This window comes from Bacteroidota bacterium (assembly GCA_039821555.1).
Taxonomy (GTDB): domain Bacteria; phylum Bacteroidota; class Rhodothermia; order Rhodothermales; family Rubricoccaceae; genus JBCBEX01.
On sequence record JBCBNX010000004.1, the window covers coordinates 373,365 to 390,630 of the forward strand.

At 65.9% G+C, this 17,266-nt stretch carries 8 protein-coding genes; 2 read left to right on the forward strand and 6 right to left on the reverse strand.

The window, feature by feature from the left end; translation table 11 throughout:
* Positions 1-46: 46 nt before the first annotated feature.
* Together AAFU51_07510 and gnd are read left to right on the forward strand one after the other, a co-directional pair.
* Positions 47-2,635 (forward strand): TonB-dependent receptor, encoded by a 2,589-nt coding sequence (locus tag AAFU51_07510; GenBank protein MEO1571101.1) that lies wholly within the window; start codon positions 47-49, stop codon positions 2,633-2,635.
* Between the two features lie 89 nt (positions 2,636-2,724).
* On the forward strand, positions 2,725-3,726 hold the full coding sequence (gnd, locus tag AAFU51_07515; protein MEO1571102.1) for a phosphogluconate dehydrogenase (NAD(+)-dependent, decarboxylating): 1,002 nt from the start codon (positions 2,725-2,727) through the stop codon (positions 3,724-3,726).
* On the opposite strand, the gene AAFU51_07520 is transcribed toward gnd, so the two are convergent.
* From AAFU51_07520 to AAFU51_07545, 6 genes are all read right to left on the reverse strand, one after another.
* Positions 3,723-6,086, reverse strand: a complete 2,364-nt coding sequence (locus AAFU51_07520; protein ID MEO1571103.1) for an ATP-binding protein — start codon at positions 6,084-6,086, stop codon at positions 3,723-3,725. The two genes, gnd and AAFU51_07520, sit on opposite strands and share 4 nt — an antisense overlap.
* Positions 6,087-6,569: 483 nt before the next feature.
* Positions 6,570-6,986, reverse strand: coding sequence for a hypothetical protein (locus tag AAFU51_07525; protein ID MEO1571104.1), 417 nt, complete (start codon positions 6,984-6,986; stop codon positions 6,570-6,572).
* A gap of 72 nt (positions 6,987-7,058) precedes the next feature.
* Positions 7,059-8,438 carry a vanadium-dependent haloperoxidase gene (locus tag AAFU51_07530; protein MEO1571105.1) on the reverse strand — a complete coding sequence of 460 codons (1,380 nt, stop codon included), beginning with the start codon at positions 8,436-8,438 and terminating at the stop codon, positions 7,059-7,061.
* 68 nt (positions 8,439-8,506) lie between these two features.
* On the reverse strand, positions 8,507-11,890 hold the full coding sequence (locus tag AAFU51_07535; protein ID MEO1571106.1) for a VCBS repeat-containing protein: 3,384 nt from the start codon (positions 11,888-11,890) through the stop codon (positions 8,507-8,509).
* Between the two features lie 68 nt (positions 11,891-11,958).
* A complete protein-coding gene (locus tag AAFU51_07540) occupies positions 11,959-15,357 on the reverse strand; it encodes a VCBS repeat-containing protein (protein ID MEO1571107.1) in 3,399 nt (1,132 codons plus the stop codon).
* Positions 15,358-15,560: 203 nt separating this feature from the next.
* Positions 15,561-17,168: a RagB/SusD family nutrient uptake outer membrane protein gene (locus tag AAFU51_07545; protein ID MEO1571108.1), complete on the reverse strand. Its 1,608-nt coding sequence runs from the start codon at positions 17,166-17,168 to the stop codon at positions 15,561-15,563.
* Positions 17,169-17,266 lie beyond the last annotated feature (98 nt).

The following is a 17,266-nucleotide window of genomic DNA, read 5'->3' on the forward strand; positions in this document are numbered from 1 at the left end:
ACGGGGCTGCTGCGTTATCCTTGTTCGTTCTTGCTGCCCACCGCCGATGCCTGTCCGTCGTTTCCTGCTCCTGCTATGCGGTGTCTGTGTGGCAGGCAGTGTGGCAGCGCAGCCGACGCCGCCGCGCATCGCGCTGAACTGGCCTGACCCGGTTCCGCTTCGGCAAGCCCTCGACGAACTCGCTGAACAAGCTGGGATCGACTTGGTGTACGCGGACCGGCTGGTCGAGGGGTTCGTCACCGACGGAGGCTGGGCGGGGGACGACCCGGAGGCGGGGCTCGCAGCACTTCTCGCCGAGACGGGCCTCCGGGCCGAACGCGTGCGACGTGGCCAGTACGTCCTCATCGCGCTCCCGCCGGGCACCACCGAAGACGAAGACCCTGAGGCGTTGCGCGGCACCCTTGAAGGCTCGGTCGTCGATGCGGAGACGGGGGAGACGCTGCCCGGGGCGCATGTTTTCCTGGAAGACCTCGGCCTCGGTGCCATCACGACAGCCACGGGCGACTTTGCCGTGCCCGACCTGCCAACGGGCGAGTATCGGGTGCGCGTGTCCTACGTCGGCTACCAGACCGTGGCCCTCGCGCTAAGCGTGTTCCCCGAAAGCCCTGCGCTGCCGACTGTGATTCGGTTGCGTCCGCAGCCGTTCGAAGCCACGAGCGTGGTCGTCGAGACCGGGCTAGAGCCTGAGGCGGTGCCGGGAGCTTCCGCCGTGCGTCCCGAGGAGGCCGCGCTCCCGTCCTTCCTCGGGGAGGGCGACCTCTTTGCCGTCCTCTCGTTTCTGCCCGGCGTCGAGCGGGCGGCAGAAGCAGGAGGCGAGATGGTCGTGCGTGGCGCGGAGAGCCACTACAACCGGTACCTCCTGGACGGCGTCCCGCTCATCCACCCGTGGCACACCTTTGGCTTCTTCTCGGCCTACCAGCCCGAGGCGCTCAAGCGGGTACAGCTCTTCAAAGGCTCGCTGCCCGCGCAGTATGGCGGCGCGCTCTCATCGGTGCTCGTGGCAGAGACGAAAGACGGGCTGGGCGGGCGTCCGCGCGGGGTCGCGGCGCTAAGCCCTGTGGCGCTGCGTGCCGTCGCGGAGGTGCCGCTGGCTACTAACGTGGGGCTGACGGCCTCCGCGCGTCGGTCCTACCTCGACTTGCTCCTTGCGCCCTCGCTGCGTCCGACCGGCAACGTCGCGCTCACGCCGACCAACGCCGAGACGGAGGCGGCGACCGACTTCGGCTACGCCTTCTACGACGTGCACACGAAGCTCTCGTGGCGACCGTCGCGCTGGCACCGCCTCGCAGCGACGGTCTACGCAGGCGGCGACCGGCTCAACGCCGACGTGCCGCTCCGCGACCTCATCGACGACCCCGGCGACCCGGACGCCGACGCGAGCGTAGGCTACCGCTGGGGCAACCTCCTGCTCTCAGGGCGCTACGACTACCTCTACGGCCGCACTTTTTTCGTCTCGACGACAGCCTACCACTCGGCCTACCGAACCCGCGAAGATGCACTGGACGAGGGCGATCCGCTCCGCACGCCGCTCCTCGACAGCGCCTACCGGGTCCGCTTCGCCGAGACGGGCCTGCGCAGCGATGTGGACTACTTCGTCTCGCTCGCGCACCAGGTCCGTGCTGGCCTGGAAGCGCGCTACCGCATCTTCGACAGCGACCTCCGGGAGGTCGTCCGCCGAGACAGCTTGGTGGATCGAACAGCCCGGTCGAACCGGGTTACGGCGGTCGAAGCCGTCGCCTACGCCGAAGACCGGTGGCAGGTCAACCGCCGTTGGCAGCTCCGCCCTGGCATCCGGCTAGGCATCTATGGACCGGACGGCGATGTCTTTCTCAGCCCGCGATTCTACGCACGGTATGCCTGGGAGCAGCGAGGTTTCTTCGTGCAGGCTGGCCTGAGCCGGCAGGTGCAGACGCTCCATCGGTTGCGCGAACGCTACGCAGCCGGCTACGACCTCGCAGCCAACCGCTGGCTCCCAGCCGGCGGGCGGGTCGATCCCGCGACGGGATGGCAAGTTGCCATCGGGGCGGGGTGGCGGCCCGTGCCCCGCCTGTCGCTCGCACTCGACGCCTACACCCGGTACTTCGACGATATCCTGCTGCCGCTCAACGACGCCCCACGGCCCGACCCGAGCCGCCGCCGCATCGATGCGGGCGTGCTCGTGGAAGACTACGTGGCAGGCGTGCAGCGCAGCGTCGGTGCTGAACTTGCAGTCCAGGTCGAGCAGGAGGCATGGGATCTTGGGCTGAGCTATGCGTTGAGCCGCACCGAGGAGCGGCCCGAGGGGGGCGAGGTCTGGCAAGCTGGGCGCTACGACCTCCCACATTCTGCGCAGGTCCTGCTCCAGCGGCAGTCGGAGCGCTGGTCCGTGGCGGTAACCGGAACGGCACGCAGCGGCTTTCCCGTCGCCGAGCGCGTCGAGGCGGGACGCACCCGGCTGCCGACCTACTTGCGCCTCGACTTCGCGGCGAGCGTTCGATTCCCGTTCGCAGGCCTCCGGTGGAGTACCCAGGCACAGGTGTACAACCTCACGGCGCGTCGCAACATCGTCGATATCCGCCCCGATGCCAACGGGGTGCAGCGCAACGTGGTAGGGCTGGGCCTCGTCCCGATGCTGACGCTGACGGCACGGTGGTAGCGCCCCACTAGGGCGCGCGTCCGTAAACTTCTCGCGTGCGACCGCGTCCCACCGCTCCCGTTCTCATCTACATTCTCCCCCCTCGACACATGGAACTCGGACTGATTGGCCTGGGCCGCATGGGCCTCAACATGACCATCCGGATGCTGCGCGGTGGACACCGCGTCGTCGTCCACAATCGCAGCCAAGGTCCTGTCGAGACGGCACAATCCCACGGGGCTGACGCTGCGGCATCGATGGCCGACTTCGTCTCGATGCTGGATGCACCGCGCGTGGTCTGGCTCATGCTTCCCGCCGGGCAAATCACCGACGACCACCTCACACAGCTCCACGACATCCTCGACGAGGGCGACCTGATCGTCGAGGGAGCCAACTCGCGCTACACCGACACCATCCGGCGTGCGCGGGAGGCGGCTGAGCATGGCCTCCACTTCGTCGACGCGGGCGTCTCGGGCGGCATCTGGGGCCTCGAAAACGGTTACTCGACGATGGTCGGTGGCACCGACGAGGCCGTCGCGCGGGTCGCGCCGGTGATCGAGACGCTCGCGCCGGGGGCCGACAAAGGCTGGGGCCACGTCGGGCCCGTCGGCAGCGGCCACTACGTCAAGATGGTTCACAACGGCGTCGAATACGCGATGATGCAGGCGTTCGCCGAGGGCTTCGCGATGTTCGACAAGAAAAGCCTGATGGGCGACAACCCGGTAGACTTCGATCTGCACCAGATCGCCGAGGTCTGGCGCTACGGGTCCGTGGTGCAGTCGTGGCTGCTCGACCTGACGGCGGAGGCGCTGAAGGCGCGGCCTGGGCTGGACGCGGTCGCCCCGTACGTACCCGACTCTGGCGAGGGTCGCTGGACCGTCGAAGAGGCCATCGACCTCCGCATGCCCGTCCCGACGATTGCACAAGCGCTGTTTGAGCGCTTCCAGTCGCGCGACGAGCGGTCGTTCTCCTACCGACTCCTCTCGGCGATGCGGGGCAGCTTCGGCGGCCATGCCGTCAAGGGCATGCCCGAAGCCGGTAGCCTCAACGACGACGGCACGATCGAGATCATCCCGGGCGGCATCCAGACAGAGGGCGCCACAACGCGCTAGGTCGCCGCTTCCTTGCTGGATACCTGTTCTTCGGTGGACCTGGTGCTAAGGTGGGCCCGAGCTCGTTCGAATGCCTCGCCGAGTGTATCCATGCGGATGGGCTTGGCGAGGTGCTCGTCCATGCCAGCTTCGAGGCACGCGGTCACGTCGCTGTCGAAGGCGGCGGAGGTGACGGCGATCACGTAGGGCTGGGGGCCTCCGCGCGCGCGGAGGCGTCGGGTGACTTCGAGGCCGTCCACGATCGGCATGTGGAGATCCATAAGCACGACGTCGTATGGGTGCGCCGCGAGTAGGTCGAGGGCGTGCTGCCCATCCTCCGCCACGTCGGCGTCGAAGCCGAGCCAAGTCAGCATCGTTAGCGCGACGATCTGGTTGTTGGGCTCGTCCTCCGCGAGCAACACGCGCAGCGATGAGTCGTCCGGTGGGCGGGCGGCCTTGATGAGGAGGGGGGGCGGCTCGTCCGCAGGCTCGGTGATGCGGGATGCCACAAACGTGAAGTGGAACGTAGAGCCGGAGCCTGCCTCGCTTTCGGCCCACACCCGGCCCCCCATCAGCTTGGCGAGGCGCTGGCTGATGGCCAGACCTAAGCCCGTACCGCCATACTTCCGGGTGATCGACGCGTCAGCCTGCGCAAAGGGCGCGAAGATCGCTTCGAGCTTGTCCGCAGGCACCCCGACGCCGGTATCGCGCACGGTGATATGGTAGCCTAGCTGACCCTCAGGCTCCTCGTCGCAGTGCACGGAGACGGCGATGCTGCCCTCGTGCGTGAACTTGAGCGCATTCGAGACGAGGTTGAGTACGATTTGGCGAACTCGGTGGGTATCCCCGACAGCCTGAATGGGCATACCTGATTGCCAATCGAGCGTCATCGCAATGCCTTGCTTCTCCGCGCGAGTCTGGAACAGCCGCACCGTTTCTTGCATGGTGGCGCGAACGTCGAACGGCACCGACTCGATGTCGATGCGGCCAGCCTCGATTTTCGAGAGGTCCAGGATGTCGTTGAGCAGATGCAGGAGCGTGGTGCCTGAGGCGTGGATCAGCTCAGCATAGTGGTGCTCCTCCTGGTCGAGCGAAGCGCGTCGCAGCATGTCGGCGAGCCCGAGCACGCCGTTGAGCGGCGTACGGATCTCATGGCTCATGTTGGCGAGAAAGGCACTCTTCATCCGCGCCGCTTCCTCGGCGCTCCGCCGTTCTGTCTCGGCGCACCGCCGCGCCGCTTCCGCGACGCTCCGTGCTACCTCGGCTTCCTGCTGTGCCGCCTCGGCCTCTTGTTTCGCCCTCTCTGCATCCTCCTTCGCGATGCGCAGCGCGTCCTGAGCGTGCTTGGCTGCAGTGATGTCGCGGGAGACGCCTACGAGGTACGAAAGACGGCCTGACTCGTCTGGCATGGGCACCTTGGTGGTGAGCAGCCAGCCCCCGTCCGTCGCTCGCTCTTCATGATCGATGAGTGGTTTGCCCGTGCTGAGTACGCGGAGGTCATCAGAAAGGGTGAGAGCCCCGATCTCAGTAGCCTCCTCGGGAGCATCCGTGCGGACACGGCTGTTGAGTTCCGCGTCGGTGACACCAATCGTCTCCTCCGGCGGTATCCCTGGAAAGGCTGCTGCGCTTGCGGTATTGCGTAGAACAGCCCGTCCCTCCAGATCTTTCACATAGATGTGATCAGGTACCGTGTCTACGATCGCGTGCAAGAGGCTGTGCTGTTCCTTGAGTTGACCGAGCGTCTGCTCGGCGCTCGCGACGGCGGGCCGAAAGACGTAGCGCGCCTCAAGCGCGAGGACAATCAGGGTGAGTAGATAGAGAACACTCTCGATCCGGCGGAGACTGTCCGTACCGACCTGGGCAGCACTGTCTAGCTCGAACACCAGGGCGTCCATCGCCGGCAGAAACGCCTCCGTGCCACGGAGCAAATCGCCTAGGGCTGCATCGGCGCTCTCATCGTCTCTCGCGTCCAGTGCCAGGACGAACGTATCTACCGCAGCCTCGACGGCCAACACCTCCGCGGAGAGCGCCAGCAGGTGCTCGTTGAAGTCGGTCTCGCGGAGTCCCCTCAGGCCTCGCGACGCGTCGCCGTCGAGTAGTGCTTCGTGGGTGCTAGTCCAGGCTTCTACCTCAGCACGTAGCTGGTCTAGCGTCTCGGAGCGATCGGTCTGCAGGCGTGAAGCAAGGGCCAGTTTCGCGATGCGTTGGCTGAGCATGCGTTGCCGTCCCGCGAGGTTGACCTCGGTCGCATCATCGCTGCGCCGGTCCAACTCGTATTGAATGAGGACCTGGGCGCCCGTGGCAAGGAGCGCGATGAGAGCCAAGGCGAACACATAGCGCCAGGTAAGTCGCTGTCCTAGTTCAGTAGGGCTAAGTGGCATGACAGGGTGATGGTATGGCCCTGTCAGTATCGACCCGCCGTGCACCTCTCTTTAGAGACGCTTAGCTTCCCGGACCAGACACATCAGAACCAATCCGGGGGCACCGTCGCGTGTTGGCTCCGCCGCGTGTTGGCTCCGCCGCGTGTTGTCAGGCCGAACGCCTTGCGTCTCTCATTGAGGGCTACGTTCCAGCGTGAGTGGAGACAAGGGGGCAGTATTCGCTTCATGCATGATCTCACACCTCTCTATTCGTGGGCAGTCTCAAAGCTAGAGAATAGTGGCATTCAGCAGGTCGAGTGCCTACGCAGCAGACGCCTACGCAGCAGCGAATTCGCTCCTGGAAGGCGGATGAGTGCCAGCTTGAGACCTAGCTCGCGGAACGAGGCCTTTCAGAACGGGCGACGAATCGAACGCAGCGGGGCAGTACCGAAGCCGCGAGTGGCCATCAGCTCGAGCGCCACTCAGCGTGAACGCGGCTGGTACCTAGTTGGCTCGGTTGAGCGTCAGCATGACGGGGCCGTTAGCTAGGCCCGACCCCGCGAAGTCGCCATTGATCTCGGTAACCGCACTGTTCGTGTTGCCGACAAGCGAGCCCTGGAACGGGGCCCGGTCGAAGCGAAGGGTCAAGCTCAAGAACGGCGTCTGGAAGAGCCCCTCGATGATGTCGAACGAAAGCTCCTCGGTCGGCAATTGCACCACTCCAGTGCCTGTCACGTTGTTGCGTGTGTCAACCACGTTAATCTCGATCGGGAAGACTTGAGACATGTCCTGGAGGTTGGTGAGTTCACCCACCCAGCGTCCGGTGACGCCCACGCGTGGATCGTCCTCGCCGCCAGAGTCACAAGCCGCAAGGAAGACGAGGGGCAGCAGGAGAAGGCCGAGGCGAAAGAGCTTAGACATGAGCAGTGGTGGTGGGAAAAGCAGCCGAAGGGCAAAAGACAAGGTAGGCCCGCCTCGCCTTCGGGGTGAGGATTACTGGGTGGCCAGCGTAGGAACGCGCGTCTGAAGCCGCTCGACGACGTGGCGGCCGACGTTGCGTCCCTGCTTGAGGCCTTCGTCGGCGGCGAAGCGGTAGTGGATGCCGCCGTAGAGCCGGCTGATGGCAGCTTCCTCGGCCGCCACACTGAACGAAGGGAAGTCGCGGACGGGGAGGCCGTACTCGACTTCGGTGGTGTCCGAGAAGGCAAAGTCGTCGCCAAAGTAGTCCGTCAGCACGACTGAGGCGGCGGCGGAAATGACGCTATGGCCGCTCGTGTATTCGGGGAAGGGCGGCGTCTGGAGCACCGGCACCCACGCGTCGTCGATGTGGGCGTTGATAACCGTCTCCGGGCGGATGAGGTTGCTGCGGTACTTCTCGTCCCACGCGCTGATGAAGGCGTCCGAGAGGGCGATAGCGGTGCGCGTGTAGGCCTCGGCGGTCGCGGCGAAGTCGTCGCCGCGCATGCGGCTGGCGATGGCCGCGATGCCAACCCAGTGCCCCCCCGGGGTGAGCTTCTTCGTGGCAAACATGGCATGGCCGCGCGTGTGCATCACGTAGGGATTGCAGTCCCAGAAGCTCGCAATCGCCCGCTGCTCCTCCGTGATGGTGGCGCCGATCTGGTAGACCTCCTGGGCCTGCCGGAAAAACTCGCTGGCATGGTCTAAGCTGTACGGCGGCGGTGGCGGCGGTGCGAACTGGTCGGCTGTTTCGAGAGCAAAGGGACGGATCTGACTCCAACTCGGCTCGACGCCGTCCATGTAGGCGGGCGGCGTCGGGACCCAACGCCCGGGCTCGTCGGTGACGGTGTAGGTCGGAGCGCTCCGGGTCTCGCGGTAGCCATCCGTGTTCACCCAGGCTAGGATGTGCTGCGCTACAGCGTCGCCGTAGGCCAGCGAGGCCTCCACGAGCGCTTCCGGCAGCGCGGCACGCGCCTCGGCCTCCATCGCCTCCTGGCGCACCGCGATCTCAGCCGGTGAGAAGACCAGAGCTTCGGCCACCGTGTAGGCGGCCTGCGTCGCGGCGAGTGGATGGTGAATCTCTGCATCCGCTGGGGAAGCCGGTACGGCCTCTAGCTCGGCGACCTGGCCTGCGAGCGAGCGAAGGTCCGGCGTGTCAGGCACCATCGCCTCGTAGGCGGCAATGGTCGTGTAGGCATACGCACGGGCGGCCTGGGGCGGGCTAAAGATGTCCCGGATCATCACGTCCGTGAGATGCTTCACTGCTGCGTGCAGCAACTCCGGGTCCGACGCCGTCTCCAGCGCCACGGGGTCAACGGGTTTCGGGGCAGGCTCCTCGCACGCGGAGAGAACGCCGAAGGCGCACAGCAAGGGCAGCATAAACAGGACGCGACGGAGCATAGTCGGACGGAGCATGGTCGGACGAGGCATGGTCGGACGAGTCAGAGCGGTTGGGATACGATCAGGCGATCAAACGAGTCGGGCTATCGAGCCGCAAAGGCACCCCTCCTGCCAGTAGCGCGGAGCACGAGCGGAGAGGCGTTGTTGCGGGCGGCGAGTATGTGCATGGTGCCGCGTTGGTTCGTAAACAATGAGAGTTCACGAACTTCGCCGGGGAGCACGACGCCGCTTTCTGCGAGATCTACGGCTTCGAAATTGGACGGACCGCCGCGTCCCGTGCCGCGCAGGAGCACGCCGAAGCCAGCCGCTTCCTGGCCGCGGTCAGGGCGGACGCCGGTGAAGTTGCCCGCGAGGAGCACGTCGAGGTGGCCGTCGCCGTTGTGGTCGCCGGGGAGAATGCTGAACGCTGGGGCAAACTGGGCGGGCCGCGGCAGCGTGTGCTGTGTGAAAGAGCCAGCGCCGTCATTCTCCAGCCATACCGACCCAAGCATGTCGGCTTCGAGCACGTCTGCGTTTGCCATGGCACCGGGACCGAACAGTTCGCTCACCTCGCGGCCGCCATAGGTGACGAAGTCGGGGTACTCGCGCCGGAGCGTGGCAAACTGGCTCTTGAGCTGGTCTAGGGAAGCATACGGGTACTCGCGCCCATCACGCACCGTAGTCAGCAGGCTCTCGGTGCTCCCGTCGCCGTCAAGGTCGCCAACGTAGAGACGCGCAGGCTCGCCGATCTGGGCGTGGATCATCGAGTTGAAGCCGAGGTTGCCCGCGATGAGATCGAGGTCACCATCCGCGTCGACGTCAGCGGCAGCGAGGCTGTGCCATAGGCCGGTGGCACCGCGCGCTTGTGGTGTGAGCGTACCGCCGTCGTTGAAGAACAGCCTGACGCGCATCCACTCGCCAGCCACAGCTAAGTCGAGGTCGCTGTCGCCGTCGAAGTCGGCCCAGACGGCATCGGCGAGGAGGCCCGCCTGCGACAAGTCTGGGGCTGCGTCGGGAGTCACATCCGTAAAACGCCCGGTACCGTCGTTCTCCAACAGAAAGCTGGGCGGGATGACGCCATACTCGCGGGGTGTCGTGCTGCTACCCACGAACAGGTCGAGGTCGCCGTCGCCGTCGTAGTCGCCGGGCGCGACGACGCTTCCGTTGGCGAACACAGCCGGTAGTGCCTCCAAGTCACGCATGAACGTGCCGCCGTCGTTGCGGTAGAGCCGGTCGCGCAGCGCATCGGACGTGCCCCAGAATTCGTTGCCACCCGAGACGACGTAAAGGTCGAGGTCGCCATCGTTGTCGGCGTCGAAGAGCGTAGCGTCCACGTCCTCGGCGAGGCTATCCGCGCGGAACGCTGGGACATCTACAGGGAGGAACGAGCCGTCTGGCTGCTGGCGGAGCAGCGACGCCGCCTGGTGCTTCGCGCCGCCAAAGACAAGGTCGTCGAGTCCGTCGCCGTCCACGTCGCCCACGGCCGCCGCCGGGCCGTCCGTCGAACGCTTGTGTGGCATGAGCTTCTCCCGGTTGAAGTCGACGAAGTCATTCTCCTCGTGAGTGAAGGGGATCGCGTCGTCCACGACCGTAAACAGCGGAGTCGACCGCCGAGGCACAGGAGCCGTGTCGGTGGCGTCGGCGTAGCGCAGCGTGAGCCGCTGGTCGGCGTCGATGTCGGTCATTGACTGCGTGCGTCCGTCGGGCCAGCGGACGGTCAGCGTGTCGACCGTAGAGGCTACGCCAAGGCCAAAGTGCAGGAGTGGCTCCACAGAAGACTGGAAGCCGCGTGTCGGCATCAGCTCTGCGACTTGCTGCTTGGTGCCAGCCGTGACAACTCGGACGTTCGTGCCTACTCCCAGAGGGTTCTCCGCCGGGCCGACGAGCGCCACGGACAGCGCGTGGACGGTAAGGCCTTGCCAGTTTGGTAGTCCAGCGGCCTGGTTCTCGTAGATCGACGCTACGGCGTTGACGTTGTTGACGACAAGGTCGAGGTCGCCGTCGCTGTCGAGGTCGGCGTAGGCAGCGCCGTTCGAGAAGCCGGCCTCGTCGAGCCCCCATTTTTCGGCGACGTCCTCGAAGCGGAGCAGGCCGTCGTTGCGGAACGCCGCGTTCGGGATCGGCACCCGCGGCATCTTGTCGAGTAGCGCGAGGATGCTCTCATCGGTACCCTGCTGGAGCGCGATCTGCGCATCGGCGCTCGCGACGTAGTTGATGTAGTCGAGGTCGTTGGGGCGGCGGAAGATGCCGTTCGTGATGAAGAGGTCCTTGTGCCCGTCGAGGTCGAAGTCGGCGAAGAGGGCGGCCCAACTCCAGTCGGTGGCCGCCGTGCCTGCGAGCGGCGCGATGTCCGAGAAACGCGGGACGCCGTCCGTAGCGACGCCACGGTTGAGCTGGAGCGTGTTGCGAGCGAGTTGGTGATGGTAGCCGAGGCTGCGCTTGAGCTCGTAGAGCGTGAACGTGTCGCCGTCGTCGGAGGTCTTGCGGATAGCCTCGTCGTCGGGCAGCATGTCGAGGACGGCGAGGTCAATGCGCCCGTCGTTATCGAGGTCGGCGGCGTCGGCGCCCATCGAGAAGGTGCTCGTGTGCGCCATCGCCGTCTGGATGACTTCGCGGAACGTGCCGTCCTGGTTGTTGAGGTAGAGGAGGTCGTTCTCGTGGAAGTCGTTGCCGATGTAAAGATCAGGCCAGCCGTCGCCGTTAAAGTCGGCGACGGCGGTGGAGAGGCCATAGCCCGCCGCGCCACTACGGATGCTTGCCTCCTGGCTGACCTCGGTGAAGCGCGGGCCGTTCGGCGTGGCGTCGTTGCGGAGCAGCCGGTCGCCCGCGCGTTCGTGGCGGGTGCGGACGAGTTCGGCGCGCTTATAGGTGCGCTCGGTGTGCGTCGAGTGGTTGAGGAGGTAGGCGTCGAGGTCGCCGTCGCGGTCGTAGTCGAAGAACGTGGCGTGCGTCGCGTAGCCTTCGAAATCGAGGCCGTAGGTGTCGGCTTGCTCGGTGAAACGCAGCACGCCGTCGTCGCCGTGCCCTTCGTTGATAAACAGCTCGTTGCGCCCGGACCGGTCTAGGTAGCCGCCCACGTTCATCACGTAGAGATCGAGCCGCCCGTCGGCGTTCACGTCGACCATCGTCACCCCCGTGGACCAGTTGCCGAGCCCGCCAACGCCTGCCTGGTCCGTGACGTCCTCAAAGCGGATGGGGCCGTTAGCCTGCGTACGGTTCAGGTACAGCCGGTTCTCCTGCTCGTTGGCCGTGAAGAAGAGGTCGGGGCGCTCGTCGCCGTCCACGTCGCCAACGGCCACGCCGCCGCCGTTGTAGTAGTACGGATAGTCGATGATGTTGAACGACGCAGCCTCGGCGAGGGGGTTGGTGAACGTCACGCCGGTGGCGCTCGGATCAAGGCGCTCGAAGAGGGGCGCTTCGCTGGACGCGCCGCAGCCGAGGGACACGAGGGACGCACTCAGCACGAGCGCGCGGACAAACGGGGGCATGGGAGGGGGCTCAGTCAGGCGAGGAGTGGCGAGGCAACCGATGGAGACGAGTGGGCCCGGCGAAGGGGTCAGTCAGCGAGGCGAGCGAAGACCTGCGGCGCCGCATCGTTTTTGGCGGCGAGGACGCGCAATCCGCCTGGCCCCGCCAAGCCAGCGAGCCGCCGTGTCTGGCCCGGCACGAAGAAGCCGCTCGCGCGCGGCGGCAGGGCTTCGAACGTGCCATCGCCGACGCCCCGCAGGAGCAGGCCATACGATGCCGCCATGCGGCCCAAGTCCGGGCGCACATCGAAGAAATTTCCTGCGAGGAGTAGGTCGGGCGCGCCGTCCTCGTCAACGTCGCGGACGAGGAGGCCGTAGACAGGAGCCAACTGCGCGTCGTAGGGGAGGTCAGCGCGGACGAACGCGCCGCCCTCGTTGAGGAAGACGGACGAGGCAAAGAGAGACGCGGTGCGTACGTCAGCAAGGGCGAGTTCTTCCTCGGTGAAGATGTCGTCGACGGTCTGCTCGGCGTAGCCCTCAAAGCGTGGGTAGCGACGTTTGAGGTGCGGGAGTTGCCGCACGAGGTCCTGCCGCAGCGTGAACGGGTAGGCCGTGTCGCTGTCGGCGCTCGGGTAGAGGCTCAGTAGTTGCTCGGTCGAGCCGTTGCCGTCGAAGTCTGCGACGAGCATCGTGACGGGGCGCTCGGGGGTGCCGCGCAGCTTGGTGTTGAGGCCGAGGTTACCCGCCACGAGGTCGTCGTCGCCGTCGCCGTCGAGGTCGGCAGCCACCACGCGCGTCCAGAGGCCTTCCGTCTCGGCGAGGCCCGGCACCGCCGCGGCTTCCAGCGCACCACTGCCAACGTTCTCGAAGACCCGCACCGGCATCCACTCGCCGACGGCCACGAGGTCGAGGTCGCCGTCGGCGTCCGTGTCGGTCCAGACGGCATCGGTGACGAGGCCTGCCTCCATGAGTGCGGGTGCGCGACGCTCGGTCACGTCGGTGAATCGGCCGCGCCCGTTGTTGACCAGCAGCGCGGAGCGGGGAATGTCGCCGTACCGCAAGGGGACCGACCGCGCGCCGACGAACAGATCGAGATCGCCATCTTGATCGAAGTCGGCTGGGGCGACCGTGCTGCCGCTCATGTACTGTGTGGGGAGCAGCCCTTCGCCGCGCGTGAATTGGCCAGCGCCCTCGTTGAGGTAGAGCCGATCGACAAGCGCTGGGGCGTTCGCCTCGAATTCGTTGCTGCCCGATACGACGTAGAGGTCAAGGTCGCCGTCGCCGTCGGCGTCGAAGAATGCGGCGTCGGTGTCCTCAGAGGCGGCATCGGCTTCGAACGCCGGGGCTGAAGCGCGGCGGAAGCTGCCGCTTGCCGTCTGGAGGAGCAGCGCGCCCGGCTGCCCGGCGGCACCGCCGAGGTAGAGGTCGTCGAGCCTGTCGCCGTTCACGTCGCCGGTGGCGGCGGCGGGGCCGTCGGTGGAGAGCTTCTTCGGGAGCAGGCTCTCCCGGTGGAAGTCCACAAAGCGATTCTCGCTGTGCTGGTACGGAATTGAGGCGCTCGCGGTGATGTCCTGGAAGAGAGCGGGGTCCCCGGCTGGCAGTTCAGGAAGCTGGCTCGGCGTCGACGCCGCGTTGGTATGGCGCAGCGTGAGCACTTGGTCGACGGCCACGGAGCGTACGACTTGCCGCAGCCCATCAGGCCACCGCACCGTGACAGAATCGATCGCAGAGGCCTCGCCCAAGCCGAAGGTGAGCGTGTAGTCCATGCTAGACTGGAAGCCGCGCATGGGAATATGTTCGAGGTAGTTGGCGCGTCCGTCGGTCCACACTCCCACCTTCGCGCCGATGCCGAACACGTTCGGGGCCGTTCCTTCGAGTCGGACCTGGAGAAAATGCCGGTTGGCCTGCGCGTTGGTCTGGTTCTCGTAGATCGAGGCGGGGGCACCGAGATTGTTGACGACCAGGTCGAGATCGCCGTCGCCGTCGAGGTCGGCGTAGGCCGCGCCGTTGGAGAAGCCAGGCTCGTCAAGGCCCCAGGCCGCGGTGGCGTCGGTAAACCGGAGGGCACCCGGCTCGGTGAGGCCTTCGTTGCGGAAGGCGTAGTTGCGAATGGGTGTGGAGGGGATCTCGCTGGTGAGGGCAAGGAAGTCGACGCCCTGGCCTGTTTCCACGCCCGCGGCTACGCGCTCGCGAGTTTCCTCGTCGGCGAGGAAGTTGATGTAGTCCTGGTCGGTAACGTCGCGGTAGACGCCGTTGGCGACGTAGAGGTCTTTGAAGCCGTCGCTGTCGAGGTCGGCGAAGAGGGCGCCCCAGCTCCAATCGGTCGCGCTCACGCCTGCGATCTGGCCGACTTCGCTGAAGGTGCCGTCGCCGTTGCTGCGCTGAAGCGTGTTGCGCATCACCTGGTGGTGGTAGTCGTTGGCGACCTTCGCCTGGTATAGGTTGTAGCCCTCGTAGGCTGAGGTGAGCTTGAGGCGGCGGTCGTCCTCGGGGAGCATGTCGGTGACGTAGATCTCCGGCCGTCCGTCGCCAGTGAGATCGGCCATGTCAGCGCCCATCGACGAGAGGCTCAGGAGCGGCATGGCTTCGTCGAGGACTTCGCGGAACGTGCCGTCCTGGTTGTTCAGGTAGAGGTAGTCCCGCTCGAAGAAGTCGTTCGAGATGTACATATCGGTCCAGCCGTCGTCGTCCACGTCGCCGACGGTGACGCCGAGGCCAAAGGCGATTTCGCTGCCGTAGACGCCCGCCTCCTCGCTCACATCGGTAAACCGCGGGCCGTCGGGGCCGCTGTCGTTGCGCATGAGCTTGTCGCCGCCGAGGTCGTCGCGCACGTTTCGGATGTTGCGCAGACCGAACGACGAGACGGGGCGAAACGAGTTGTTCAGGAGGTAGGCGTCGAGGTCGCCGTCGCGGTCGTAGTCGAAGAATGCGGCGTGGGTCGTGTAGCCTTCGTCGGCAAGCCCGTAGGCGTCGGCCTGCTCGGAGAAGCGCGGGAGGCCGTCCGCGCCCACGCCCTCGTTGATAAAGAGCTCGTTCTGCTTGTCGTCGCCGTCGAGGTTGCCAGCGTTGCTGACGTAGAGGTCGAGGAGCCCATCGGCGTTCAGGTCGACCACCGAGACGCCGGTGCTCCAGGCGCGCGTGCCGCCGACGCCAGCCACCCCGGTCGCGTCCTCGAAGCGGAGGGGACTACCCGGCTCGGTGCGATTGAGGTAGAGCGCGTTCGGACCCTGGTTGGCGTTGAAGTAGACGTCGGGCCGTCCGTCCCCGTCGAAGTCGCCGATGCCCACGCCACCGCCGTTGAAGAAGTTGCGGTAGGTGAAGACGTTGAACGCCTGCGTCTCGGTCAGCGTGTTCTCAAACGCGACGCCCGTGTCGGCGGGATCGAGCGATGTAAACAAAGCACGGCGGTCCACGCTGGGAGACGTGGTGCAGCCTGCCCCTAGACCAAAAGCGAGCAGGACGCTGAACGCGTAGAGCGAGCGGGGCATGGGGGAGCAGGCGTGGTGGTGGAAGCTGCGGGGGAACGCACGACTGGGGGCACAAGGTGTCGGCTTGGAAGCGTTTTCACGGGGGCTCCATACCGTTGTGGTGGGTGCGAAGGCTCCGTGCTCAACCCCCTCATAAACAAGCGGCCCCGCCAGAAGTCCTGGCGGGGCCGCTCGGGTCTTGCTAGAGACCAGGGTCCAACGGCTTAGTAGCCGCTGTTCTGGACCAGGTTGGGGTTCGCGTTCAGCTGCTGCTGCGGGATCGGGAAGAGGACCCGGATGGCCGAGCTGGCTTCCTTGAACTCCCATGCGTCCTCATAGAGGCCGTAGCGGATGAGGTCCTGACGACGTTTGGCCTCGTACATGAGCTCGTAGAGACGCTCGTTGAGGAGGCGATCGCGGAGCGACGCCTGGTCGAAGTCGCCAGCATTCAGGAGGAACTGGTCAAGCGTGCCAGCGCCGTCGGCGTCCGCGTTGAAGACGCGCTCACGCAGGACGTTGATGTCGGCAATGGCGTCCGCCGTCATGCCCATCTCATTCTTGGCCTCGGCACGGATGAGGTACATCTCAGCGAGGCGGAAGAAGGCATAGTCGTTCGAGTGGCCGTCGCCGCCCGGAGCGCTGAGGTCCGGCGGGAACTTGGCAACGCGGACGCAGGCGCCTTCCGTCGTGTTGGTGATCTGCGCGTCACCCGGGGTGCAGTCCGGCGTGTAGATGAGCGGGTCGCCGTTGCGATCGTCCACGTTGGTACCCGTGTCGAAGCTGGTCTGCTGACCAACCAGGAAGATGCCCTTGCGGCTGTCGTTGTCCGCGAACGAGTTGTAGGTCTCGGCGATGGTCGAGAAGCCGTTCCACGGCGACGGGCTGTACTGGTTGTAGTGCAGGTAGCGCATCGGGAAGTTCATCCCGAGGCCGTTCTCCGCGTTCGAGTGCTGGACCACGAAGAGGTGCTCAGGCACCGCCACGTTGTCCGGCGTGAAGTTGGACGCCCAGTCGTCAACGAGTTCGTAGATGCCCGAGTTGATGACGCGGTCCGCAGCTGCAATGGCGTCGTCACACGTGTTGGTGGACATGCACGAGTTGTAACCGCTCGTGCTGATGCCGTCCGAGGAGTTGCGGAAGACTGCAGCGTTGAGGTAGAGGTTGGCGAGAATGGCGTCGGCAGCAGCCTTCGTCATGCGGCCGTAGACTGGAGCTTCGTCGGGGAGAACCTGGCGGGCCGCTTCGAGCTCAGCAACGATGAAGTCGTAGACTTCAGCGCGGGTGTTTGGCACGGGCGGGTTGTCCGGGTCCACGAGGAACTCACCTTCCTCGTCGCCGACAATCGGCACGCCTCCGAAGAGGTCGAGGAGCTGGTAGTAGTAGAACGCGCGGAGCGTCTCCACCTCAGCAACGATGTCCGCCTTGTTGGCGATCTCGATCTGCTCCAAGTTGAGGAGCAGGGCGTTGGCGCGGGCGACACCGGTGTAGGCAGCCACCCATGCGTCGTTGAGGTCGGGCAGGTTGGCGTCCCAGTTGTGGCGGTGCATGTTGAGCCAGCGGCCACCGTCAGCCCAGTCCTCGCCGCGGGTCGGGACGATAGTCTCGTCGGACGACACCTGGCTGAGGTTGTGGTACGCCCAGAGCATCGCGCGGAGCTGGGCATAGACGGGGACGAGGGCGGCAGTCACCTCCGCCTCGGTCTGGAAGAAGTTCTCCGGTTCGACGCCGCTGAAGACCTCTTCGCCGAGGTCGGTGCAACCGCCGAGCAGGAGCGCTGGGGCCAGCATCGCCACGAAGGCGAGGCGACGGGCCTTGCGGAAGTAGTTAGTCATGAATTGCATGGGTCCTGTTAGGATGGGTCCTGTTAGGAGGGTGGTGGCGGGGGTGGACCCCCCCAGCGTACTACACGCCAGGGGGGCGCCATACCCAG

Coding starts and splice junctions, on each gene's coding strand:
- AAFU51_07510 (MEO1571101.1), top strand. CDS start 47: ATGCCTGTCCGTCGTTTCCTGCTCCTGCTATGCGGTGTCTGTGTGGCA.
- AAFU51_07520 (MEO1571103.1), bottom strand. CDS start 6,086: ATGCCACTTAGCCCTACTGAACTAGGACAGCGACTTACCTGGCGCTAT.
- AAFU51_07545 (MEO1571108.1), bottom strand. CDS start 17,168: ATGACTAACTACTTCCGCAAGGCCCGTCGCCTCGCCTTCGTGGCGATG.
- AAFU51_07535 (MEO1571106.1), bottom strand. CDS start 11,890: ATGCCCCCGTTTGTCCGCGCGCTCGTGCTGAGTGCGTCCCTCGTGTCC.
- gnd (MEO1571102.1), top strand. CDS start 2,725: ATGGAACTCGGACTGATTGGCCTGGGCCGCATGGGCCTCAACATGACC.
- AAFU51_07525 (MEO1571104.1), bottom strand. CDS start 6,986: ATGTCTAAGCTCTTTCGCCTCGGCCTTCTCCTGCTGCCCCTCGTCTTC.
- AAFU51_07540 (MEO1571107.1), bottom strand. CDS start 15,357: ATGCCCCGCTCGCTCTACGCGTTCAGCGTCCTGCTCGCTTTTGGTCTA.
- AAFU51_07530 (MEO1571105.1), bottom strand. CDS start 8,438: ATGCTCCGTCCGACTATGCTCCGTCGCGTCCTGTTTATGCTGCCCTTG.